Origin of the sequence: Paenibacillus sp. FSL R10-2734 (genome assembly GCF_037963865.1) — a bacterium.
Taxonomy (GTDB): Bacteria; Bacillota; Bacilli; order Paenibacillales; family Paenibacillaceae; genus Paenibacillus_AQ.
Genome location: NZ_CP150170.1, coordinates 1992766 through 2016565, shown reverse-complemented (window position 1 = coordinate 2016565; position 23800 = coordinate 1992766). Strand labels below are relative to the sequence as shown.

Sequence of the window (23800 nt, the reverse complement as noted above, 5' to 3'; positions counted from 1 at the left end):
CTCGCCCCTTAATGTTATCTTCCGATAGAATAATACTCCACGCCAGCCGCTTGCATATTTTTAACCCCATATAAATTTCTGCCATCGTAAACTAACGGTGTTCTCATTAACTCTTTATATGTTTCAGGTTTTATAGCCTTAATCTCTCCCCACTCTGTGAATACAAAGCAAACATTTGCACTTTCAAGAGCTTCTTCTATACTGTCGACATATTTGATGCTTCCCTTACTATTTCGACCTTCTGGATACTCCTTAGAAAAATTGATTTTTCCTACAGGATCAAAGGCATGAATTTCTGCGCCCTGATCTAGTAACATTGGTATATTTTCAAGGGAAGCTGCTTCTCTAAGATCATCAGTTCCAGGCTTAAATGTCAGGCCTAGCACTGCAACTTTTAGACCGTTAAAGGTGATAAGTCTTTTTGATGCTTTCTTAAAAAGAATCGTCTTTTGACTAGTATTTACATCAATAGCAGCTTTGACTGTCCTAAGTTCATAACCATTTTGTCTTGCTAAATATTCTAGTGCCTTTGTATCTTTAGGAAAGCAACTTCCTCCATAACCAATACCAGCGTTTAAGAACTTACTACCGATTCGTTCGTCAAAGGACATCCCTCTAGATACATCTTCTATATCTGCTCCTACCAATTCGCAAAGATTGGCAATATCATTCATATAAGATATCTTGAGAGCAAGGAAATCATTTGATGCATATTTTATCATTTCTGCGGATCTTCTTTTAACAGCGACAATTGGAATATTGAATGGCTCATAGATTTGTATCAATATATCTTCAGCCCATTTGCTTTCTGTGCCAATTATAATTCTTGCAGCTTGCAGCGTATCTCTAACAGCTGTCCCTTGCGCTAGAAACTCAGGATTAGATGCTACTTCTACTCTTATTGTCTTACCCACTCCATTACCGTTACCAGTAATGACCTCTCCTTCGCGAGGTAGAAAATCATGTATAAACTGTTGTACCTTATCATTCGTACCGACAGGAACTGTTGATTTTACAACAACAAGACAATCTTTCTCTATAGTTTCAGCTATTTGTCTTGCTACTGTAGCTATGTATGAAAGATTAGCAGAACCATCAGGTTGTTCTGGTGTCCCCACGCCTATAAATATTGCATCTGCTTCTCGATATGTTGATTTATAATCAGTAGTATAATCAAGTCTACCTGCTGCATAATTCTTCTGCATAAGCTCTTCTAAATCGGCTTCATAGATCGGAGAAACACCCGATTTCATCAAACTAACTTTATTCTCATCGATATCAACACATGTTACGTGATGGCCTACCTCTGCAAAACATACACCTGCTACGAGGCCTACGTAACCTGTGCCGGCTACAGCGATTTTCATACTTATCCTCCCAATTAGTTAATAGGCTCTTGGCATTTGCCGAGGTAGATCGGACAAGGTTTTCCTTGTTTCATCCAACGTACCTTCATCCTACTTTCCCCGTTTTTTGTTCCAGCCTAAACGGCCACTAGTACTAACCATTTTTGCTGGTACACCAGCAATAGTTATATTTTCTTCTGCAAACGATTTATTTACTACTGCATTAGCTCCAACTGCAATATTACGCGCTAATCTAACTGAACCTAATACCACAGCCCCAACCCCAATAACAACTCCATCTTCCAAGGTCGGCGCTTCGTCATCAGTGCCCCCTGCTACCAAACTTGTATTAATATGAAGCGCAATATTCTTGCCTCCTACAACCTTCCTATTTACTAAAATTGGCCCTAAATGCATTAATCTAAGACCTCGATCAAAAACATTTATTGGAATATGAATATGATGCTTGTTTTGGTACCTATAGAGTAAGACTTTATATATTAGACTTCTAATTTTTTTGTTATTGTTAACGTAATACTCAGTCTTCCTTAAAAGAACGTTGTGCTTCCAAAGATAGGATTTTTCACTAATACATATTAAATGAGTCCAGTTGCTTTTGATTCCATAATTCTGTTTCTCAATACTTAGAAATTCTTTCAAATCAGTCTTAGAATGAATAAATTCTTTTCTCTCTTTTATATTCACTACAACTCTCCGTTCAATGATGTAATCTAACTTTTAGTAATTTTAAATATATCTTAAAGTCAGATCTTACCGAAGGAAAAAGGATTAGGATCACAAAGTATACTAAAAAACAAAATAAAATACTTATGATTATTCCTGCAAAGCCAAAGAATAGTCCCTCAATAAAAAATTTAAAAATACCCATAAATAAAGCGGAAACTATAGGTGGACCCACATTTTTCAAAATCTTCAACACTGGGATTCCAATCACTAATCTCATCAAGAACATATTAACGATAACTAACTCTAGTCTTACCCAAGAGCGAGTATATACAAGTGTCCAAAAACCATAATGCGAACTAATTAGACACACAGGGATTAATACTATCAGATGAGAAAGTTGTGCAAATAGAGATAATTTAGGTCTACCTTTAGCACGGTAAACTTCGCTGCAAAGGTTACTCAATACAACCATAATGGCACTTGTCAAAGCCCAGTTTCCAATGATATCTTTAGCTTCAATCCAATTTTCCCCTAAAAGAACTAAAGTAATAAAATCACTATAAAGATATACAACTGTACCTAATGGTATTATTAAAATCGCCACTATTTTTTGTACCTTAAGAAAAACCTCAAGAAATTGCTTATCATCATTCTGTAGTCTTGATAAAACAGAAAATAAAACTGGTATAATTGAAGATGTAACTAAAGCCATTAAGGCGTTTACTATAGAAAGAGAATTTTTATAAATGCCTAGATAGTATTGACTTACTAAACTTCCAATAATAAAAACATCAATCCAAGTCGTTAACCAAATAGACACAGATTCCATTAAAGACCATAAACTGAAGGATAACATTTCTTTTAGAACATTCTTTTCAAAATATAACGTAGGTTTCCAGTTAGAACTTATTGTCAATATTATAGAATTAAGAAATTGCATTGTAATTGTTCCAATTATTAAAGACCAGAAACTGAAACCTAACAATGCTAATGGTATGCTCACTAATAATGGTATTAGAATAGTGACCATTCGAACTTTAAATAATATACGAAAATTAAAGTCGCGCTTATATAGAGCCATTTGAATACTTGAGAAAGCTGTAATGGGAAGTTGAATACAAGCAATAGCAATCACATTTCCTAAACCCGCATTTCCAACAAGAATGGCAACTTCATTGCTAAAAATAATTATTAACGTCCATAACAATAAGGAAATAGCAAGATTTGTTAGAAAAGCAACGTTAGCAAACCTATGTTTTTCTTCCTCATCTTTAAATTGATGTTGGATTAAATACTTCTGAAATCCTGCATCTGTGAACATATCGACAAAACTTACAACCATGGTCACAGTTGCTATTATCCCAAACTCTTCAGGAGCTATCATTCTTGCAAGAATCATTTGAGTAATAGGTGTTACCAGTTTTGAAACAACCTCTGTAATCGAGGACCATTTAGTAGCAGAAATTATTTTTCCATTTAAAGAATTTCCATTCAATCTATCTACTCCTCAAATTTAGTTATTCATAGCTCATACATTCCTTTGAGGCAAAGCCAACCATTCCCCCATCTTCAGCTCGAATTGTTCTGGTTTAATAATTCCCATACCACTTTGGTGAAAAAAGGTAATCTCACCGAATAAAACTCTTCCCTTTGTATAATAAAAATCAACTCTCGCATGTGGAAAATCATGGGATAAAATCTTACTCAAATTAATCATTTCATCTAAATGTATTGGTTTTTCAACCTGTATATTTAATTCTTTGGGATATGATATTTCTTGGCTCATTAAATTCCAATCTAGATCGTATAAGTTTCTTCGTGTTTTTTTCTTATCTGTAATATTGAAATCCACACTTATGAATTTAGGCTCCCCTGAGAAACAAAAAAAACGGAAGTCTTGAAGTTCCCCTCTTTCGCCCTGTTCTAGTAATTTTTCACAAACTATTCTAGGCTTCAAATCTTTATAAACCCATTCTCTATTGTATAAATAGTAATTCTCTTGTAACCATCCACGCATTTTTTTGAATTCCTGATCCCAATTCATTTTATTTTTGTCTCTGCAAATTAAATTAAAGCCAGATCCATGAGTGGCTTTTAATACAAAGGAATCCGGTAGTTTATCTAAATTGATATCTTCAACAGATTCATATACTCCATATATTTCATTTAAATACTTCTCTCCAATTGTATCCTTTATATATTTTCTCACTTCAAATTTATCAGCACAAACTTTCGCTAAAGGATTATACCAATATAGTTTGAGCCATTGAAGTTTATCATTAAAAAGTAAAGGTTCCGATATATTTAATGTTCTTCCAAGCTTTCGTTTGTATTTTTTTTGAATTAATTTAATATCGCTCAAATAATGTTCTAAATACATTTCTCTAGTTTTTTTATAAATAGTAGCAGTTAAATCACTCTTCATTAATATTTTTTTAAACATATTTCTCACATTATTCATTTCAATCTCCCCATTAATAATTATCCTTAACTTCTTAATCAAACACACTATGATATGGAAATAAATATGCGGAATTTACGAACATATAATTTACTATATAATATACACAACACAAAACAACAAAAAATATAAAAGCTAATACGCTGCCTCTTCTTGACTCGATACTTTTAATTATCATAGGAAAAAGAATTACAATTGGAATAGCTCCATAATAGTACATTCTCATAACAAAGTATGATATGTACCCTGCCAATCTAAAAGGAAGAGTTAGAAAAGCAATTCGCTTCAGATACTGATAGTTGTTGGCAACAATATAGCCTCTAAACAAAAGTATAGGAATAATTACGGGTAAAACATTTAAAGCCAGACCTAGACCGATGTCACTACTAGAATGGAAATTAATATAAGCACTATATTTACCAGGTATAATTTTTGAAGTGATTTTTAGAATAGGTTCCATAAAAAAAGTAGCTCCAAGTAAAATAAAATAGAACAAATAATTTTTACCTAAATAATGTTTAGTTCTTTTAAAATTAAATAATAAAAATAAAATTCCAACAAAGGCAGTAAAATGAATCATACCAGCAATACTAATAATTAAAATATATTTCAGTATTTTTTTTTCAGACAATGAATATAATGCATAAAATAATATAGAAAGAGCAAGCATTTGTCTTGATTGATTCAATAATTGCATTCCAAAAAAACTATAATAAACAAACAATGCAAATGATATCGAAAGTTTGTCCTTCCACTTATCTAAGGCTAAAACTAATATAAATAATGTTAGAAAGGAGATGATAGTAAAGAATATTGTTGGTGTACCATTAAATACAAGAAATACAGTATAATGGATCAAGAAAAACAGCGGTTTATCTATACCAGTTGTGAAGAAACTTATTTTTATAGAGTCTACAACACCCAAATTCATATATGCGATCCAGTTATTTGAAGTATCTGCTCCTACATCAAACCTCCTAACTCCGATAAGTATTGCAGGCCCCGCAATAACAACCAGTAAAAAAATCCATTTAATAATTAATGATTGGTTTCGACTACCTGTATCTGATTTATAAAATATGTATTGATAAAGATGCGCTAACATAATTGAAAATACAAAGAACATCCAGAATAGTAGTGCAGTCCCCCAGTTTTGATTTAAAGTTTCAATAAAATTCATAAGCTTTAAAGACCACCTTACTTAATTAGCATGAATTTTTTCAATATAATCAATCCATTGTGAACCAATTACATCAATATCTAATAATCTACGTATATAATAAGCATTCTTCCCCATATTTGAAGAATAGCCTTTGTCATTTAACAACAAACGAATAGCCCTTTCCATTTCATATTCGTCTCCTACAGGAACTAATAGACCATTATAGCCATCTTTAATTAATGAAGCCGGCCCTCCTGAAGGACAGTTAGTTGATATTACTGGAATACCAAGAGCCATAGCCTCAATCAAAGCATTAGGTAAGCCTTCAAAATTTGAGGACATGACAAAAAGTTCTGCATCATTTATTTGTCTGAGGACATCCTCCTTAACCCCTGCAAGTATTACCTTACTAGACAAATCATGGACGTCAATTAATTTTTGCAATGAATTACGTTCTCTACCTTCACCGTAAATTATCAACGAATATTCCGGATAATCTTCTGAGATTTTAGAAAAAACATTAACTAACATTTCATGGTTTTTTTGAGGAACTAATCTACCTACTGATACTATTTTTTTCTTTTTAATTTCATTTGTTTTTCTTGGAAACACAGTAATATCAATTGGGTTTGATATTACTACGGATCTTTGCTGAATCCTTTGAGGATATTGTTTCTTGGCCCCTTCTGTCTGAAAAATAAAGCCCGAAGCAAAACTCATTAATTTTTTCGATAATAAACCAATAATTTTTTTTCCTTTAAAGTTTGATGGATCATTTCTTTCGGAAACTATTAATTGGATCTTTGTTCCTATTAAAGCAGGTACTATGTATATACATAGTGGTACGCCCATTACTAAGACGGCATTGGGTTTCAACTCAGACAGAATTGTCTTGACTTTTTTCACTACATAATACCATTTCTTCTTCCCTTTTTCTTCATTTAATATAACTCGTCGTATCCCTGTACTAATAGTGTATTCATTAGAATGAATATCCAATGTTATTATACATACTTCAATTCCTTTTTTTTTGAAATATTCTGCTAATAAAACAGAGACTCTCTCAGCACCACCACGTGCTAATGATCCAACAAATATAGCTACTTTCTTGACTTCTTCCATTTCAATCTCCTCAAAGAAAGAGTGTAATTATAATAGGTCGTTTAGAGACTGTATAAAAAACCTTTTCCTTTTTTCATCAATAGTTTTTTTATCATAATTCTTAGATCTATCATAATTAAACTCTGCTTGTTTTTTCATAGAATTATTATCAAAAGAATTTAGAATAGTACATATTTCATCGATATTATTTGAAGAATTGCTAAAAATAAAATTCTCATCTAGCAATTCTGGGATTCCTCCAGTCCTAGCTCCAAAACTAGGCAATCCTCTACTCATCGCTTCAATTAAAGATCTTGGCAGACCTTCTTGCCTGCTAGGTTGAACGTAAATATCAAGATTATCAAGCCAGTTATTAATCATAGCGTGGGGAATCGCACCTAAAAATGACACATTTTCTGTAACATCATTTTTTTGGGCTATACTTTTTAAATATTGTTGATCACCGTCTCCAACAATTTCATAATAAAAATGTTGTATGCCTTCCTTTTTTAGCTTACCTAGTGCTTCTATTATATATTGTTGTCCCTTGTACTTTACATCTACAGCCGCAGCCGTTCCTATTACTACTTTCTCATTATTATTAATCCTTTTAATTTTATTAAGTCTATTTTGAAGAGTTCTATCGTCAAACTCAGTCAAAGTAACATTGGAACAATTAATAGATTTCCCCAAAGTAGGGTATCGATGTTGCAAAAAAGATTCTGTTACGTATACAACATGGGAAGCTCTCTTAACTTTTGATTTAGTCTGGTATGACATAATTGGAGCAATTAGCTTGCCTTTTAAACTGTGATTCCATAGGGAATCCCATGGGCAAGCAACTAACTCGATCAAGTATGGTTTGTTCAGTTTGATGGCACTGTCAACAGCAAAGTTTCCATTATGACTAGGTAAGCGTGCTATTACGAAACTCGAATCCTTAACCTGGTTATGGATAATATCTTTTAACACCTTTCTATTCAACAAAAGCCCTTTTGTTGAGGCGATGCTGGGGGTCTCCACAATAGACAAGTTATCCAAAGTTATTTTTGATAACTTCTTTTCTTCACTTGACGTTATCTTTTTTGCTCTAATTAGTACTTTAATATAATCGCTAACAACTTTGTAGCGAGAAAACATTTCATCTGTATGAGCTATACCATAGTATTGATTGTTAAGATCCTTTCTTAATGGCCCATCATGACAAAATAATACACTCATGACATTACTCCTTTATAACATTTAATGACGAATTAGTTGAAAGTGAGAGCCTAACGTGAAATCAAATTCATCAGGAGAAAAGTTTACATATCCTGTCCACGGATAAAAGGTCATCTCTCCAAAATATACTTTATCATTCACCCAATATAAATCCACACGGACACAAGGGAAATCTACTGCAAGTATATTAGCCACTCTTAGCATCTCATCTAAACCATCTGGTTTCGGAACGCAATCCCCAAAATTATCATGATCTGTGCTAACATCTATATACATCCAATTCTTATCGTAAATATTTCTTTTATGATCAACTTGTCGATCAACGTCGAGTACAATGTACTCTGCTTTTCCATTAAAACATAAAAATTTATAATCATTAATTCCATCAAACTGATTAGTTCTATCTTCTAAATATTCTTCGACTATGATTCGTGGAACTATATGTTTATAAGACCATTCTCGGCCGGAAGAGAAATTATCTCTTTTTATCCATTCAGTGAGTAACTTGTTTGTGTCTTCAAGAGATAACTTTGTTTTATCTTTGCAAAAAATATTAGTCCCACTTCCATTTGTAGTTTTCATCACAAACTTTTCCGGTAAAGATTCAATATTTATCTCATGTACCCTATCATAAACTGCATACATTTCTGTAAGAATGCTATTTAATCCCTTTGACCTAATATAATCTCTAACACTGTATTTATCTGCACACTGTGTCATGAGAGGTGTTCGATAATTTAACTTGTACCACTGAATTTTCTCAGAATAACGCTTTGGATTTCTTAGATTGAGTTTTCTATCCATTTTGATTCTATATTGAATTTTTATCATCAATGCATCCGGTACAAATCTTAAGCAATGTAGGATATTAATTCGAAGTTCTTTGTTTTTTAAAATTTTTTTATAATCCAATATGAATCACCTCTAAATGTTCTGAATTTCTTTCAAATAAGAATTTATTACAATTCCCCTATCGAACTCGCATTCAACCTTTACTCTACCAGCCAATCCCATAGCTTTTTTTTCTTCATACGTTAGCATTAAAAATTGTTCAATCTTCTCTATCAAATCGTGACTACTCTTCTGTTCAACAATATAACCGTTAACTCCATTATCTACAATTTCACGACATCCACTTCTATTAGTCGTAATTATCGGTCTACCACAAGCAGCACTTTCAAGCAACACATTAGACATACCTTCTGGATAGTAAGTCGGATGGATGGTACAATGCGAAATTTTTTGGAATTCCCGCACATCGCTTTGCATTCCATGGTACTGGACAATCCCTCTATCTTGCATTTCATTCAGCTTATTCTCATAATCTTCTTCACATGAACCCAATATATGAAACACAGTATTTTTATACTTATTCTTTATATATTCGGCTGCCTCTAGATACTGATCTATTCCCTTTTCTTTCATAACTCGTGCAATGAATAAAAAATGAATATTCTCTGTTAGTGGGTAATCTAACAATTTATAATCTTTTAAATTAACACCCGACCCTGGAATTAATCTGTTTTTTTTTGAAAACACCTTTTTTTCTTGAAAATACTCGTAATTCCCCTTGTTCTGAAAAAAAACACAAGTCGCCTTTTTCAAAGAGGACCTGTAAAGAAATAAACTAATTTTTTGCATGAAGCCCCCATTTTCAACTGCCGAGCCTAATCCTGTAACGTTAACTATGTATGGAACGTTAGACATTCTGCATGCGAGTCCTCCATATACATTTGGCTTTATCGTGTACGATAATACTAATTCAGGTTTAATTTTCTTAATAAGATCTATATATTTTTTAAATAACTTGATATCAGTTACTGGATTAGTACCACGTCTGCTTATTGATGTTTCTATATATTCACAACCTAAATCCTGTAGCTTTGGTATATAATCACCATACGGCAAGGAAATATATACCTTATATTCCTCAATTAATTCTTGTATAACTTCTTTCCTGAATTTATATAGTCCTACATCATTATTGGCCAATATTAGTATTTTTTTCATTGTATTGTACTCATCCATTCGTCAAATTATTATCAGTGTTATCTGATAATCCGCATCTGCAAGTTTTAACTTAATTCATTCTTAATTTTTTATTTTAATTCACGAGAAACGACGTAGCACTTCATAATTCAAGAAACTAATACATTTTTTATTAGCTTGATGATACTACCAATCTGATTTATACTCATTGAGCTTCCTGAAGGAAGGCAAATTCCTGATTGAAACAAGCCAACAGAAATATTATCATCATGTGAAAAGACACTAAATTCTTTATAGAGAGGCTGTAAATGCATAGGTTTCCATACAGGACGAGATTCAATATTAGCCTTCTCAAGGAGCACTATGATATCTTCTGGAGTAACAACTTCGCTGGATGAAAGATTTAAAACTGATAGCCAGTGGTTAGGATTTCCATTATTGGATATTGGCATAAATGACAACGGAAGATCGCTCAAAGATTCTCTATATAAATTATTAATTGTTCTACGTTTTTGAATAAAGGAGTCTAATGCCTCTAACTGTCCTCGCCCGATTCCAGCACAGATATTGGACATTCTGTAATTATAGCCAACCTCTTTATGTTCATAATGTCTTGAAGTTTCTTTCGATTGAGTAGCCCAAAACCTCATTTTCTTAATAGCTTCTTCATCATTGGAAACGACCATTCCACCACCTGATGTGGTAATAATCTTGTTACCATTAAAAGAGAAAATGCCAATATGCCCAAAAGATCCACATTTCTTTCCTTTATAAGTTGCACCTAGCGCTTCAGCTGCATCTTCTATAACCGGAACCCCATAATGTTCACAAATCGGGAGGAGAGAATCATAATCGGCGCTTTGTCCATATAAATCTACTATAATAACTGCCTTAGGCATTTTATTTTCTTTTTTAGCCCACTCAAATGCTTTCTCTAAAGCTATCGGAGACATATTCCAAGTTTCCGGTTCAGAGTCAATAAATACTGGATTAGCATATTGATATAAAATAGGATTGCAGCTTCCTGCAAATGTTAGGTCAGAACAAAACACGTAATCTCCTGGACCAACCCCAAAATACTTCAGTGCCAAATGAATCCCTGCCGTACCAGAGGATAAAGCTAGTCCATGTTCTACACCCACATATTCGCATAATTCTTCTTCAAATTTATCTACATTTGTCCCCAGGGGAGCTATCCAGTTACTATCAAACGCTTCTTGTATGTACTTCATTTCGTTTCCACTCATGTGAGGCGGTGATAAAAAAATCCTTTCCGACATCGCTTTTCATCTCCAAGTTTTTCTTTATTTTCGCAGGTACTCCTGCCACCATTACATTATCCGGAATATTCTTAATTACTATCGTTCCAGCAGCTACGATTACGTTAAATCCGATAGTTACATTATTTAAGACTTTAGAACCTACACCCAGCCAACTACAGCTTTTTACATGAACAGTTCCACACAAATTAACACCGGGTGAGATGTGCACCCCATTTTCTAAAGTACAATCATGGTCGATAGTAGATGAAGTATTTAGAATACAACCTTTGCCAACTCTAGCACTTGCATTTACCACTACTCCAGCCATAATAACACTGCCTCTTTCTATCTGACTGAATCTGCTGATAGTACTAGAAGGATGAATGATATTCGGAATTTCATAGCCTGCACGTTCAAGTCTATCCAGCCAAATCATTCTTGTTACATTATTTCCTATGGCTACAAACGCTTCTGAGTAAACTTCTCTATGATCCATATAACTTTCAAATCCACCCAAAACAGGCTTTCCTAATACGTTAGTAAGCTCACTATTATTATCTAAGAAGGCTACTTCTTCCCAATTGCCAGTACTCAACGCCGCATCAGCAACAACTTTACCATGCCCACCTGCTCCCAAAATCAATAACTTCGACAAACCACATTCACCTGCTTTCACTCTTTCTACCTAGACATCTAGAGTACTTCCAGAGAACATCGGCATTGTATCATTCTGAGAGTTATTTATTCCTTCTCTTACAAGTACGTTCTTTATAGTTTTAAATACAATCTTAGCATCCAAGCTGAAGCTGATATGATCGACATACCAAACGTCATAACGGAATTTCTCTTCCCAACTAATGGTATTCCTGCCATTCACCTGTGCCCAGCCTGAAATACCGGGAACAGCTTCATGCCTGCGATTTTGTTCTGGAGTGTAATGTTCAAGATACTGTACTAACAAAGGACGAGGACCAATAAAACTCATATCCCCTTTTAAAATGTTGAATAATTGAGGTAATTCATCTATACTACATTTCCTTAAAAAGGAACCAAGTCGAGTCATTCTCAATAAATCAGGTAAGAGATTTCCATCTTGATCAATCTCTAATGACATTGTTCTGAACTTGTATACGGTAAATATCTTTCCATTCTTACCAGGTCGCTTTTGACGAAATAGAATCGGTCCTTTAGAACCTATTTTAATAGCTATTGTTGCTACTAACATGATAGGAGAAGCTAAAAAAATTAATAAAAATGCAATGACCCAATCAATTACTTTTTTCACAACAAAGTAAGGCTTCATCCATTCCTCAACCTCTACATATGTATTAATGAAGAAACAGCGAATATTAATTCGCCATTCCCTCTGCTATCTCTTTACCCAACTTAAGCTGTGATTCAAATTCACTTCTATATTGACTAATGATTGCCGTACTATATCCGTTACTGTTCAGTTTTTGTTCAGTATCAGCTACTATACTATTGAAGCTGGCACTAAACGAGGATAGCTGTTGTATCCCTTTAGCCTTAATGCTTTTCTTACTTGCCTCATCTTTTGCTCCGAGATACTCTAACGCAATGCTCATTAAAGTCGATTCGCTTTGATTTTTAAGCGCAACAAGCTTGGCTTCTGTTTCACTAGTAATGGTTTCATAAGATACTTTTCCATTCCCCGCAGCACCAGTTGTATCCGTTGGTGCTGGTGTCGCTACTGCTGCTGGGTCCTTAGTGGCGGCTTGTTGTTCTTGATAAGCCTTTGAAGCAGCAGTAATGGTCTTCGTCTTCTGATCCCAGCTAATGTTATGACCTACAGATTCCGATAAAAATCGTAGAGGCACATATAAAGATCCATTCAGGATAAAGCTGGATTGGCCCGCAGGTAGTGCCTTGGTAGAACCGTTAAATACATAGCTAGCCTTAACTTGATTCAGGGCGATGTTCTTTGCTACAGCTGTAGAACTGTTTCCATTTGTTGCATTCATCAAGTACTCTTTAATCACAACAAGCTCTGAGCGGCTCGGCTCTGCTACGGTAACTTTAACGTTCTTAGCATCCCAACTCACACTCTTCTGCAAGGCATATGACATGAACCGCAATGGAACATACGTTGTATTGTTGTACATGAACACGTACTGGCCAGCAGGAGGCTGTATACTCACACCGTCAAAAATCATCTTCACATTCATGCTTTGTACTTTGACTGTAGCTGTTGCCGCCTTATTGGTTGTGCTATTTACGGTTGCTGCAGAAGCAGATATAGGTGCAGATGCCGTTAATGGTGCCAAACCGATGGATGCTACTAGTAGCATTGCTACTGCTGGTATTGTTGCTTTAGACATACTTATTCACTTCCCTTTTCTTTCGCTTGTAATTGTTCTTCTTCTTTAAGAATTTGATCATGTGTTTTCCCTTGACTCACGCCATACTTCTTAGCAACCTGTGACAGCTCATTGTATTGTTCTTCTGAAACTTTACCAAGGATGATGCTTCGCGCTTCACGCTTCTCATCAATGGTTAAGCCACCTTTAGCCAAATCTTTTAAGCGATTAATATCAGATACACTTAGTTGGCCGAGCACAATAGAAGCTACATTTGTCTTGTCTTTGATAGTCACATTCTCTTGAATTTCTTTAGCTTTATCTGTTGAAACCTGTGCCGTATAGCCATCTGAAGATGCATCTTTCGAATCTGTTGATGGAGCTTTCGTAGGTTCACTAGTAGTAGAAGCTGTTGCATCTTTTCCAGTTCCCTCATCATCTGTTGGTGGAGTAGTAGGTGCTGCAGATTCTACAGGATCGACATTACCATCATCGGATTTATCATTCGGCACAGTTCCTTGATCTTGACCTCCGCTAACATTACTATCAGACTCCAGATCGAAGCCATCTGCCATTGAATTCATCAGCTTATCGACAGCATAATTAGCAGCGAATAAACCACCAACACCGAGAACTACAATGATTGACAGCGTCCATAAAAGGATCTTTTTCCATCGTTTGTTGAACATTTTTGTATCCCCCTTTATGTATGAATTAGCTAATAGCAACTTGGGCAACGGGCTGCATCGGTACAATCTGATCGATTACTTCGCGTATAACCTCAGGTTCTTCAGCCAATACACGTTCCAAGCGTTTAAATTCCAGTTCTAGCTGATTCAGACTTATCACATTAGGTCTACCGATAAAGATTCTTCCATGATCTGTAGAACCCAAATTTTCTTCATCCGTCAACAGCTCTTCATATAACTTCTCGCCCTCACGAATACCGGAGAACTTGATATCTATATCCTTATAAGGCTCATAACCAGAGAGGGTAATCAAATCTTCAGCCAAGGTTAGAATTTTAACCGGTTCTCCCATATCCAGAATGAACACTTCTCCACCTTTGGCAAAAGAACCTGACTGGATTACAAGCTGAACTGCTTCTGGAATCGTCATAAAATAACGGACCATTTCTGGATGAGTAACAGTGACTGGTCCACCAGCAGCAATCTGTTCTTTAAAGGCCGGGATTACACTTCCACGACTGCCAAGCACATTCCCAAAACGCACGGCTGAGAATTTTGTTCTACTTGTGGTATGCAGACTCTGCACATACATTTCAGCAATCCGCTTAGTTGCACCCATTACACTCGTTGGGTTAACCGCTTTATCCGAAGAGATCATTACAAATCTCTCCGCACCATATTTATCTGCACAATCCGCAACATTCCTTGTACCGAAGACATTATTCTTAATGGCTTCCGAAGGGTTTCGTTCCATCAATGGAACGTGTTTATGTGCTGCCGCATGAAAGACTACATGTGGATTATGGCTACTGAATACGTCCATCATCCGACTGCGATCCTGTACATCCGCGATTACGGTAACAATATTTAGATCAGGAAATTTCTTGCGAAGCTCCATCTCAATCGTATAAATGCTATTCTCGCCGTGTCCAAGCAGCATTAGCTTGTCCGGACCAAATGGAGCAATCTGCCGGCATAGCTCTGAACCAATAGAGCCTCCAGCTCCCGTAACTAACACAGTCTTATGATGTACATAACCTAAAATACTGTTCAGGTCAGCTACGTTCGGTTCGCGTCCTAATAAATCTTCTACACTGACATCCCGAAGCTTCTTCACCGATATTTTCCCAGCAATCAGATCATTAAGTGCCGGTATAATCTTAAGCTTGGCCCCTGTCTTCTTCGCAAGATTAATAATTTCAGAAATCTCTGTGCGTGAAACAGAAGGCATAGCGATAATAATCTCATGAATTCCCCGATCTTTCACAATAGCAGGAATAGCGTAACGATTACCTAACACTGGCACACCCAGTATAGACATATGATATTTATTGACACTATCATCAATGAAACCCACTAGCTTGGTATGAGCAAAAGACGGTCCCATCAGTTCCCTAGCAATCAAAATTCCGCAATCGCCTGCACCAACAATTAGTGTTTGGGTCTTAGTTTCTTTAGAATTGATTCGGTCATTATGGAGCACTCTCCACAGGAATCGAACCCCACCGACTAACAATAGAACAGTCTCCATGGTCCGAACTTCTATTGCAAAGGGGACCCGTTCTGGCAAAATAAAATACGCCGCTACAAATGAAAGTAATGCCCCTACTACAATCGCTTTTGAAACGGAAATGATCTCTCCGATGCTGGCATACTGCCACATTCTTCGGTATAGGCCGAAATAAATTAGGCTTCCTCCAAAGGTAAACGTTGCGATCAGACCAAATTGCAGCATTTGAACAAGATAATTCTCAAGTGGTTGGCTAGAGAACCGAAACAAATAGGATGTCACAATACTGAACCAGATGATCGCAAGGTCAATGAAGAATAAAAGGACCACTCTAGATTTCGCTGTCATTTTCAGTGCCTCCAAAAATAACATTATTGTTAAAGAACAAGTCAATTTCCATAGTAGTAGTAGTAGTAACCTTCGCTGGCTTTACGTTTCACATTATTGAGAACTACGCCAAGCATCTTAGCACCTACACGATCGAGGTTCGCTTTAGCTTTCACTGCAATATCGCGTTTTACTTTGCCATAACTGACGACCATAATGACACCATCACTCTTGGAAGCCATAATCTGCGCATCTGTAACCGCTAATAACGGTGGAGTATCGACAAGAATAACATCGTAACGCTGACGCAAGTCCTGCAGGAGAGTACTCATCCGATTAGAAGCCATCATTTCCGCAGGGTTTGGCGGGATCGGTCCAGAGGTCATAATTGAAAGATTGGGAACGCCAGAGTCTTGGACAGTGTCCTCAAGAACAGCCTGCTGAGACAGCAGCGAAGATAACCCGAAGCGGTTACTAAGCGAAAAGGTCTTGTGAGCTGTGGGCTTCCGCAAATCCGCGTCAATCAACAATACTTTCTTATCAGCTTGTGCGTAAGCCGCCGCTAAGTTAGCAGATACTGTAGATTTACCTTCCTCCGGTCCGGACGAAGTTACCATGATTACTTGAATAGTCTCATCCACAGAGGAAAAATCAATATTTGTGCGTAGCGCGCGAAAAGCTTCAGAGACAGGGGAGCGGGGGTTCGTAACGGTAATCAGATGACGTTGTTTATTTGGCAACTGTGACATGTTCGAGTTCGCCCGCCTTTCTGGATGTTTGCGTCTGTGCCTGTGTTGCGCCTTGTTTGTTTTCTTCCGAACCCAATCTTGTAATCATAGCTATCGTTGGCAGACCAAGATATTTCTCAATATCGGCTTCTGTCTTCAGCGTATCGTCCATGTATTCCAGCAGGAAAGCAATCCCTAAGCCAATCATCAAGGAAACGATGAAAGCTATAGCCATGTTCATTAAGACATTCGGTTCTACGGGTCCTGGCTCGACAGTTGGATTCACTTTGGCCTCATTCAGAATCGATACGTTCTCCACGTTAAATAGACTAGGAATCTCATCCTTGAATACAAGTGAAATGGCATTCACGATTTCAGCGGCTCGTTGATACGAGTTATCTCGAACGACAAGTGTCATCACCTGCGTGTTATTGACGGAGCTCACATTAACCTTCTTCAACAGCTCTTCAGCAGTAATATTGAACTGCGGATAATCCTTTGTAACGATATCAAGGATGGCTGGCGTCTTAATAATTTCCTTATACGTATTAATCAATTGAATATTAGTATTAATCTGATTTAAATCAAGCTGCGCTGCTGCAGACTGAGTCGGTGTCTGGTTGACGATAATCTTCGTCGATGCTTCATACACCGGATTCTTAATATACAGACTGTACACACCAGCAGCACCGCACACCAAAACAACTATGCTAACAATCAGCCATAGTCTCTTCCTGACGATCTGAAAATAATCGCGAAGATCCAATTCCTGTGATGACAAGTGAAATTACCTCCAAGCTATTTCTGAAATATTTCGATACTATATTCCTGCACTTCCCTTTTTGCAAAAAAGCGCCTCCTCTCACCTACATGAGAGGAGGCTGTATACTATAGGTTTATTTACTTGAAGTTAATGGTACGGTAGATGATTACTGCAGCTTCAGCCCGAGTAGCTGTATCGTTCGGATTGAACTTACCAGCATTTCCGATAACCAGGTTATGGTCTGCTGCGAATGCTACGCCGTCTCTCAAAGATGCACTGATCTTAGCAGCATCGGAGAATTGGCTAATTGCTGTTGCATTTGTTATTGCTGCTGGATTGATAGATTTCACTGCGCGGGAGATCATCGTCGCCATCTCTGCACGAGTGATGGTTGCGTTAGGATCAAACTCAGCGGCACTGCGGCCAGTAATGATTCCTTTTTCTGCTGCAACTGCTACATAAGGTGCATACCAAGCAGTCGAGCTTACATCGCTAAAGCTTTGTACAGCAGAATTGTTCTCCAGGTTAAGCGCACGAATCAGCATCTTAGCGAACTCAGCACGAGTTACATTGCTCTTCGGTGCGAATTTGCCTTCGCCTACACCTTCAATCGCGCCTTTTGCAGCCACGACTTGAATTTGTTTGCCAGCCCAAGCTTGAACACTAGCAATATCCGTAAAGGTTACTTTATTTTCTAGCACTGCATACGAAGAGAAAGTATCACGTGGTTCTACGATGAACTCTCCGTTAAGCACTCCACCTTGGAATTGCAGACTGCCGTATACAAGCTTCGCTACGGACAGCAATTCTTTATCTAAACCATCAGTATTCTTAATTGGTAGTTTAATGATAATTGGTTGTTTGAATGTGCTAGTCGCAACACCATCTACACTGAGTCCGAACTCATAAACATCCGAAGCCAATTTTAATTTTGTAACGGAGGTTACAACTTCTGGTTTAGCAGTGGTTACGGTCAACGCAATAGCTGTGCTGAACTGACTCACAGGAATCGTTACGGTTACACCATTAAATGTAACTGCGATATTCGCAATGCCATTGGTCTTAGCTGCTTCAACAATAGCTTTGGACAACGGAACTTCAACATTAGGCGCTGTGATCGTACCGAGGTTCAATGTCAGCGTAAGGGAAGTACCTTCCTTACCGGCAGCTTTAGCTGCAGCAGCAAGATTAGCCAAGGCATTGATTGTATCGGTGTCTACCAATTTCACAGTTGCTTTGCCATCTACTACTTGTACCAACTTAGATACATCATAAGTAGCAGCAGCTTCCAGCTTCTGATCCACAGTTAGTGGTTTTGTTGTGAAATCTGAACCGGAGTTGGAATTTCCAGAAGTGCTAGGATCAGTTGGTTTAGTAGGTGTAGATGGTTTCAGATAAGCGTAATAGTAAGATTTCGCTAAAACTAACGCAGCTGCTTTTCCTTTAGGAAGTCTATCTTCAAGCTTATTCTTGGTTACTACGATCATATCTTTAGTAATTCCAAGCTTTGCAAGCGACGCTCTCAAAGAATAGTTAGCTGTACCAATTGTGCTATCCAGAACAATAGTCTTCACTTGATTCGCTAATTCACTGTTAGGATGAAGTATAAGGTCACTCAGTTCCGATTCTGATTTTCCTTTTAGTAAGTTGATCAGCTTCTGTTCAACACCGTTTGAACCAAAGACGAAGCTGTAAACTTCTTCAACCGAAAGATCAGTAATACCGGCTTTCACACCGATCTTCTTCAATAATTCTTGGTAAGCCTGATAATTATCGGAATTCAAAATATTCGTAACTGCAGATAAATCCGGAGCATAAATAGACGATACTACTTCTTTATATAATTCAGACAAAGTAGCTGTATCTGCATCGCTGAGTTTAAGCTGAGCCAGAACAGGTGCGAAATCCTCTTCCAGTTGTTCACGTGTAAGACCTTGAAGCTCAGAACGGAATTCACGAAGTGTCTGCTTATCAGCATCAGTAAGCGTGCTATAAAGCTTCACTACACGCTCCTTCAAGCTTGCAAAATCCACGCTAGTCGCAGCGGATGCTGTTCCAACGATCCCCAACTGATTGGCAAATCCTTTACTGCTAAGCGGAAGTCCTGCTACAGCAACCGCTGCCATGCTAACTGCTAATGTCGATACTACTAGTTTCTTTTTCAAAGTCACTAAATATCCACCTCTTCTTATGTATTAAATTCCTGTGCTACTATAGTCCTACTTTTCGCCTTATGCCTACACCATTATGTATAGCATCGATTCACCCAATAAAACCCATTCTACCACTATTAGGTAGATTAGTCAGCCCTAGCGGGAAAAAAAACCAAACAGTTTGTGTCGATTCCTCCTTTTTTGTACGTGATTACCATGAATAACCTCACCATTTGCCACAATTTGCTGAGAATTACCGCGAATATAGTCGCGCATCTCAGGACCTAGTTCTTTCTCTAAAACCACATAAGCAGCGTTTAGTCCAAAAGGGCGATGAACACTGTCATGCGCATCAGAGGCCAACACATGTACTGCATTTCTACGACATAACTCCAGTGATAGCTTCTGAAGCTTATTCCCGAAGACGCCTGCAAGACTTTGTGCGGTTACCTGACCCAGTGATCCCAGCTCTATCAATCTTTCTAATTTAGATGGATCAGCAGCCACTTCAGCATTACGCTCCGGATGGGCGATGACCGGAACGAAGCCTTGAATGATCAACTCGTGACAGATTTCTTCCATGTTGCGTGGGATTCGTGATGAAGGCATTTCTAGTAAAATATACCGCGAATCTGCAAGACTTAGCAGTTGCCCCCGCTCCAGATCATCCAGTAAATCACCGTAAACTCTGATTTCCTGACCTGGAAGGACAAGCAGTGGATTGCCTTGCTGACGAAGCTTCTCATTCATCAGCTCCACAGCTTCTCTTATACTAGTGGCGTTATTCATATATTGGCCGTTGGCGTGATGTGGTGTGGCAATGACGGAAGTGATCCCGTCCCTATAGGCGTCTTGCGCCATGGTGAGGGCAGATTCCCAATCAGAGGCTCCGTCATCCATAAAGGGTAAGATGTGGCAATGGATATCTTTCATAATGTATCTATCGGTCCCTTCCCATAGAAAATTTAGTTTTATCGACAAAAAAATACAACCATTCCCAAATGGAATGGTTGCTTGATTGTAAATGAGTTCTTGTCCTAAGCTTCAGTAGATTCCTCTGACTGAGGTTCATTTGCGGCTATTTCAGCATCCTCAGCATCTGGAGTTTCATTATTCGAAGAGAAAACATACCCATCGATTAATCCCCAAAGCTCATCTTTGCCTAAACCAATCTCCGAAGAAAATGGGATGAAATTATCTCCTGGCAGCACACCAAGCTCCTGCTTCATGATCTTGATATGCTTTTGCCAACGAGTCTTTGGAATCTTATCTGCCTTAGTCGCTACTACACACATAGGAAGATCATAATGCTTCAACCAGTCGAACATCATCTTATCGTTACTGGTAGGCGGATGACGTAGGTCCACGATGAGCAGAACAAGCTTCAACGTATCACGCTCAGAGAGATATTTCTCCACCATTTTGCCCCATGTTGCACGTTGCGTCTTCGACACTTTTGCATATCCGTAACCTGGAAAGTCAACAAAATACATGCTGTCTTCATTGATACGGTAATAGTTCATATGCTGTGTCTTACCTGGGGTGGAGCTTGTCCGAGCCAGATTCTTGCGGTTAATCATTCGGTTAATGAGGGATGACTTCCCTACATTGGAGCGCCCTGCCAGAGCAACCTCTGGCAAAGCATCATCAGGGTATTGATCAGGGCCAACGGCACTGATTATAAATTCGGCAATATTAACTTTCATAGGACTTCCTTTCTAATGCACACTACTCGGTGGCTCACTGCTAATTTCATTATGATATTCAACTAACGCATGATGCAATACCTGATCCATATTAGATACCGGTATGAACTCCACATCATTACGCACACTCTCTGGAATTTCTTTCAGATCACGTTCATTGTCTTTGGGAAGAAGGATCTTCTTATATCCGGCCCGGTGTGCGGCTAGAGATTTCTCTTTCAGTCCACCGATCGGCAATACACGTCCACGCAGGGTGATCTCACCGGTCATGGCCACATCCTTCGAAACATAACGCTTCGTGAGCGCGGAGATCAAAGCGGTAGCAATTGTAATCCCTGCAGACGGACCATCCTTCGGAATCGCGCCTTCAGGAATGTGGATATGAATATCAATCTTCTCATAAAAATCAGGCTGGAGCCCCAGCTCCTCCGCCTTCGAACGAGTATAACTAAAAGCAGCCTGCGCTGACTCCTTCATTACATCGCCCAGTTGTCCAGTAAGGGTTAGCTTACCTGTTCCTTGCACAACAGTAACTTCGATTAGCAGCGTATCGCCACCAACCTCAGTCCAAGCCAGTCCAGTGACCGTACCGATCTGGTCTTCAAGCTCCGCCATACCGTAACGGTATTTCGATGCACCTAGGTAATCCTTGATGTCATCCGGCAGTATAACTACACTTTCTTTTTCCTTGGACACAATCTGTTTCGCGGCCTTGCGGCATAACGCTGCAATCTGCTGTTCCAAATTACGCACACCGGATTCACGAGTATATTCGCGCACGATACGCAATAAACTGTCATCTTCGATGATCAGTTGCTCTTCTGTAAGACCATGGTTCTTCTTCTGCTTCGGCAAAAGATAACGACTACCAATCTGCAGCTTCTCCAGTTCCGTGTATCCCGGAATGAACAGCATTTCCATCCGGTCGAGAAGCGGCCGCGGAATGTTATGCACTACATTCGCCGTCGTTACGAACATTACATTCGACAAGTCGAACGGAAGCTCCACGAAATGGTCACTGAATGTATTGTTCTGTTCTGGATCAAGCACCTCAAGCAATGCTGAGGATGGATCTCCCCGGAAATCTGCAGCCATTTTATCAATTTCATCTAACAGGATAACCGGATTAATCGTACCAGCCGTCTTCATCCCTTGGATGATTCGACCTGGCATCGCTCCCACATAAGTCCGGCGATGACCACGGATCTCTGCTTCATCACGCACACCGCCAAGCGAAATGCGAACGAACTTACGATTGAGTGAACGGGCGATGGAACGCGCCAGGGAGGTTTTCCCCACACCTGGAGGCCCTACAAGACATAGAATCGGACCTTTTAGCTTCTTAACCAGCTGCTGAACGGCTAAATATTCCAAAACCCGCTCTTTTGGTTTTTCCAAACCATAGTGGTCCTCATCCAGAACTTGCTCCGCCTTCTTGATGTCGAGATCATCTTCTGTCTGTTCATTCCAAGGAAGACCCAGCAGCCAATCCACATAATTGCGAATTACGCCACCTTCCGCTGAGCTCACTGGCATTTTTTCCAGACGATCGATTTCCTTCTCCATCTTCTCTTTCACGCGTTCCGGCAGATTCTTCTCTTCCATTAAAGTCCGCAGCTCTTCTGCTTCTCCCACTCGACCTTCCTTCTCGCCGAGTTCTTTCTGGATCGCTTTCATTTGCTCGCGCAAATAATATTCCTTCTGCGTCTTCTCCATCTGCTTCTTCACACGTTGATTGATCTTACGTTCAAGCTCCAGCACTTCACGCTCATTATTAAGAATATCAAGAAGCTTCTCTAGCCGTTTACTAACATCAATCGTCTCTAGAATTTCTTGCTTATCCTTAATTTTTAGCGATAAATGACTCGTAATCACATCTGCAAGACGACCAGGCTCCTCAATATCGGATACAGCAGCCAGTGTCTCTGGTGTCACTTTTTTGGATAACGTTATATAGTGTTCGAACTGATTAAGTACTGTACGCATCAGCGCGTCACACTCTTGATCGCCATCTTCCTCTTCTGGTAGCTCGCGCGCCATGACCTCATAATACTCATCATTATCGATATAATTAATAATTTCGGCTCTTTCTACACCCTCAACCAGTACACGAATCGTACCGTTTGGCAGCTTCAGCATTTGCCGTACATTTGCGACGGTGCCGACCCGAAAAATATCGTCCTGACCAGGTTCTTCAATATTCACTTCCGACTGGGAACAAAGAAGAATTAAATTATCTTCAACCATAGCTTTTTCTAGTGCCCGAACTGACTTCTCACGGCCCACATCCAAGTGAAGAACCATGCTTGGGTACACAAGAAGACCTCTTAGCGGTAATAAAGGAAAACGACGACCTTTTGTTTTATTTGTCATCATC

Annotated in this window: 21 protein-coding genes; all 21 read right to left on the bottom strand. The window is 38.4% G+C overall.

Features of this window, described 5'->3' with window-relative positions:
* Positions 1–14: 14 nt before the first annotated feature.
* Positions 15–1367, bottom strand: a complete 1353-nt coding sequence (locus NSS67_RS08865; RefSeq protein ID WP_339319212.1) for a UDP-glucose/GDP-mannose dehydrogenase family protein — start codon at positions 1365–1367, stop codon at positions 15–17.
* A 90-nt stretch (positions 1368–1457) separates the two neighbouring features.
* On the bottom strand, positions 1458–2051 hold the full coding sequence (locus NSS67_RS08860; protein ID WP_339319211.1) for a serine acetyltransferase: 594 nt from the start codon (positions 2049–2051) through the stop codon (positions 1458–1460).
* Positions 2052–2064: 13 nt separating this feature from the next.
* On the bottom strand, positions 2065–3528 hold the full coding sequence (locus tag NSS67_RS08855) for a lipopolysaccharide biosynthesis protein (RefSeq protein ID WP_339319210.1): 1464 nt from the start codon (positions 3526–3528) through the stop codon (positions 2065–2067).
* 33 nt (positions 3529–3561) lie between these two features.
* Positions 3562–4494: an ATP-grasp fold amidoligase family protein gene (locus NSS67_RS08850; protein ID WP_339319209.1), complete on the bottom strand. Its 933-nt coding sequence runs from the start codon at positions 4492–4494 to the stop codon at positions 3562–3564.
* A gap of 34 nt (positions 4495–4528) precedes the next feature.
* Positions 4529–5674 carry an EpsG family protein gene (locus tag NSS67_RS08845; protein WP_339319208.1) on the bottom strand — a complete coding sequence of 382 codons (1146 nt, stop codon included), beginning with the start codon at positions 5672–5674 and terminating at the stop codon, positions 4529–4531.
* 21 nt (positions 5675–5695) lie between these two features.
* Positions 5696–6778: a glycosyltransferase gene (locus NSS67_RS08840; RefSeq protein ID WP_339319207.1), complete on the bottom strand. Its 1083-nt coding sequence runs from the start codon at positions 6776–6778 to the stop codon at positions 5696–5698.
* Positions 6779–6805: 27 nt separating this feature from the next.
* Positions 6806–7978 (bottom strand): glycosyltransferase, encoded by a 1173-nt coding sequence (locus NSS67_RS08835; RefSeq protein WP_339319206.1) that lies wholly within the window; start codon positions 7976–7978, stop codon positions 6806–6808.
* A gap of 21 nt (positions 7979–7999) precedes the next feature.
* Positions 8000–8890 (bottom strand): ATP-grasp fold amidoligase family protein, encoded by an 891-nt coding sequence (locus NSS67_RS08830; RefSeq protein WP_339319205.1) that lies wholly within the window; start codon positions 8888–8890, stop codon positions 8000–8002.
* A 12-nt stretch (positions 8891–8902) separates the two neighbouring features.
* A complete protein-coding gene (locus NSS67_RS08825; RefSeq protein WP_339319204.1) occupies positions 8903–9988 on the bottom strand; it encodes a glycosyltransferase family 4 protein in 1086 nt (361 codons plus the stop codon).
* 128 nt (positions 9989–10116) lie between these two features.
* A complete protein-coding gene (locus NSS67_RS08820) occupies positions 10117–11247 on the bottom strand; it encodes a DegT/DnrJ/EryC1/StrS family aminotransferase (RefSeq protein WP_339319203.1) in 1131 nt (376 codons plus the stop codon).
* Entirely contained in the window at positions 11174–11905 is a 732-nt protein-coding gene (locus NSS67_RS08815) for an acetyltransferase (RefSeq protein ID WP_339319202.1), read from the bottom strand. Before NSS67_RS08815 ends, NSS67_RS08820 begins: the two co-directional genes overlap by 74 nt.
* 9 nt (positions 11906–11914) lie before the next feature.
* Positions 11915–12514, bottom strand: a complete 600-nt coding sequence (locus tag NSS67_RS08810; RefSeq protein WP_339319201.1) for a sugar transferase — start codon at positions 12512–12514, stop codon at positions 11915–11917.
* A 64-nt stretch (positions 12515–12578) separates the two neighbouring features.
* Positions 12579–13568, bottom strand: coding sequence for a stalk domain-containing protein (locus tag NSS67_RS08805; RefSeq protein ID WP_339319200.1), 990 nt, complete (start codon positions 13566–13568; stop codon positions 12579–12581).
* Between the two features lie 2 nt (positions 13569–13570).
* Positions 13571–14236, bottom strand: coding sequence for a hypothetical protein (locus NSS67_RS08800; protein WP_339319199.1), 666 nt, complete (start codon positions 14234–14236; stop codon positions 13571–13573).
* 25 nt (positions 14237–14261) lie between these two features.
* Positions 14262–16094 (bottom strand): nucleoside-diphosphate sugar epimerase/dehydratase, encoded by a 1833-nt coding sequence (locus NSS67_RS08795; RefSeq protein WP_339319198.1) that lies wholly within the window; start codon positions 16092–16094, stop codon positions 14262–14264.
* Between the two features lie 41 nt (positions 16095–16135).
* A complete protein-coding gene (locus NSS67_RS08790; protein WP_339319197.1) occupies positions 16136–16822 on the bottom strand; it encodes a CpsD/CapB family tyrosine-protein kinase in 687 nt (228 codons plus the stop codon).
* Positions 16803–17582 (bottom strand): Wzz/FepE/Etk N-terminal domain-containing protein, encoded by a 780-nt coding sequence (locus NSS67_RS08785; RefSeq protein ID WP_339319196.1) that lies wholly within the window; start codon positions 17580–17582, stop codon positions 16803–16805. The genes NSS67_RS08790 and NSS67_RS08785 overlap by 20 nt, the downstream gene beginning before the upstream one ends.
* Positions 17583–17701: 119 nt before the next feature.
* Positions 17702–19735, bottom strand: coding sequence for an S-layer homology domain-containing protein (locus NSS67_RS08780; RefSeq protein ID WP_339319195.1), 2034 nt, complete (start codon positions 19733–19735; stop codon positions 17702–17704).
* A gap of 138 nt (positions 19736–19873) precedes the next feature.
* Positions 19874–20650 (bottom strand): CpsB/CapC family capsule biosynthesis tyrosine phosphatase, encoded by a 777-nt coding sequence (locus NSS67_RS08775; protein ID WP_339319194.1) that lies wholly within the window; start codon positions 20648–20650, stop codon positions 19874–19876.
* 104 nt (positions 20651–20754) lie between these two features.
* Entirely contained in the window at positions 20755–21423 is a 669-nt protein-coding gene (gene yihA / locus NSS67_RS08770; RefSeq protein WP_339319193.1) for a ribosome biogenesis GTP-binding protein YihA/YsxC, read from the bottom strand.
* Between the two features lie 12 nt (positions 21424–21435).
* A complete protein-coding gene (lon, locus tag NSS67_RS08765; protein WP_339319192.1) occupies positions 21436–23799 on the bottom strand; it encodes an endopeptidase La in 2364 nt (787 codons plus the stop codon).
* Position 23800: the final 1 nt, after the last annotated feature.

Excerpts from the sequence above, each read along its gene's own strand:
- NSS67_RS08865 (WP_339319212.1), bottom strand. The coding sequence starts at position 1,367 with ATGAAAATCGCTGTAGCCGGCACAGGTTACGTAGGCCTCGTAGCAGGT.
- NSS67_RS08850 (WP_339319209.1), bottom strand. The coding sequence starts at position 4,494 with ATGAATAATGTGAGAAATATGTTTAAAAAAATATTAATGAAGAGTGAT.
- NSS67_RS08845 (WP_339319208.1), bottom strand. The coding sequence starts at position 5,674 with ATGAATTTTATTGAAACTTTAAATCAAAACTGGGGGACTGCACTACTA.
- NSS67_RS08840 (WP_339319207.1), bottom strand. The coding sequence starts at position 6,778 with ATGGAAGAAGTCAAGAAAGTAGCTATATTTGTTGGATCATTAGCACGT.
- NSS67_RS08835 (WP_339319206.1), bottom strand. The coding sequence starts at position 7,978 with ATGAGTGTATTATTTTGTCATGATGGGCCATTAAGAAAGGATCTTAAC.
- NSS67_RS08825 (WP_339319204.1), bottom strand. The coding sequence starts at position 9,988 with ATGAAAAAAATACTAATATTGGCCAATAATGATGTAGGACTATATAAA.
- NSS67_RS08820 (WP_339319203.1), bottom strand. The coding sequence starts at position 11,247 with ATGTCGGAAAGGATTTTTTTATCACCGCCTCACATGAGTGGAAACGAA.
- NSS67_RS08805 (WP_339319200.1), bottom strand. The coding sequence starts at position 13,568 with ATGTCTAAAGCAACAATACCAGCAGTAGCAATGCTACTAGTAGCATCC.
- NSS67_RS08800 (WP_339319199.1), bottom strand. The coding sequence starts at position 14,236 with ATGTTCAACAAACGATGGAAAAAGATCCTTTTATGGACGCTGTCAATC.
- NSS67_RS08795 (WP_339319198.1), bottom strand. The coding sequence starts at position 16,094 with ATGACAGCGAAATCTAGAGTGGTCCTTTTATTCTTCATTGACCTTGCG.
- NSS67_RS08790 (WP_339319197.1), bottom strand. The coding sequence starts at position 16,822 with ATGTCACAGTTGCCAAATAAACAACGTCATCTGATTACCGTTACGAAC.
- NSS67_RS08775 (WP_339319194.1), bottom strand. The coding sequence starts at position 20,650 with ATGAAAGATATCCATTGCCACATCTTACCCTTTATGGATGACGGAGCC.
- yihA (WP_339319193.1), bottom strand. The coding sequence starts at position 21,423 with ATGAAAGTTAATATTGCCGAATTTATAATCAGTGCCGTTGGCCCTGAT.
- lon (WP_339319192.1), bottom strand. The coding sequence starts at position 23,799 with ATGATGACAAATAAAACAAAAGGTCGTCGTTTTCCTTTATTACCGCTA.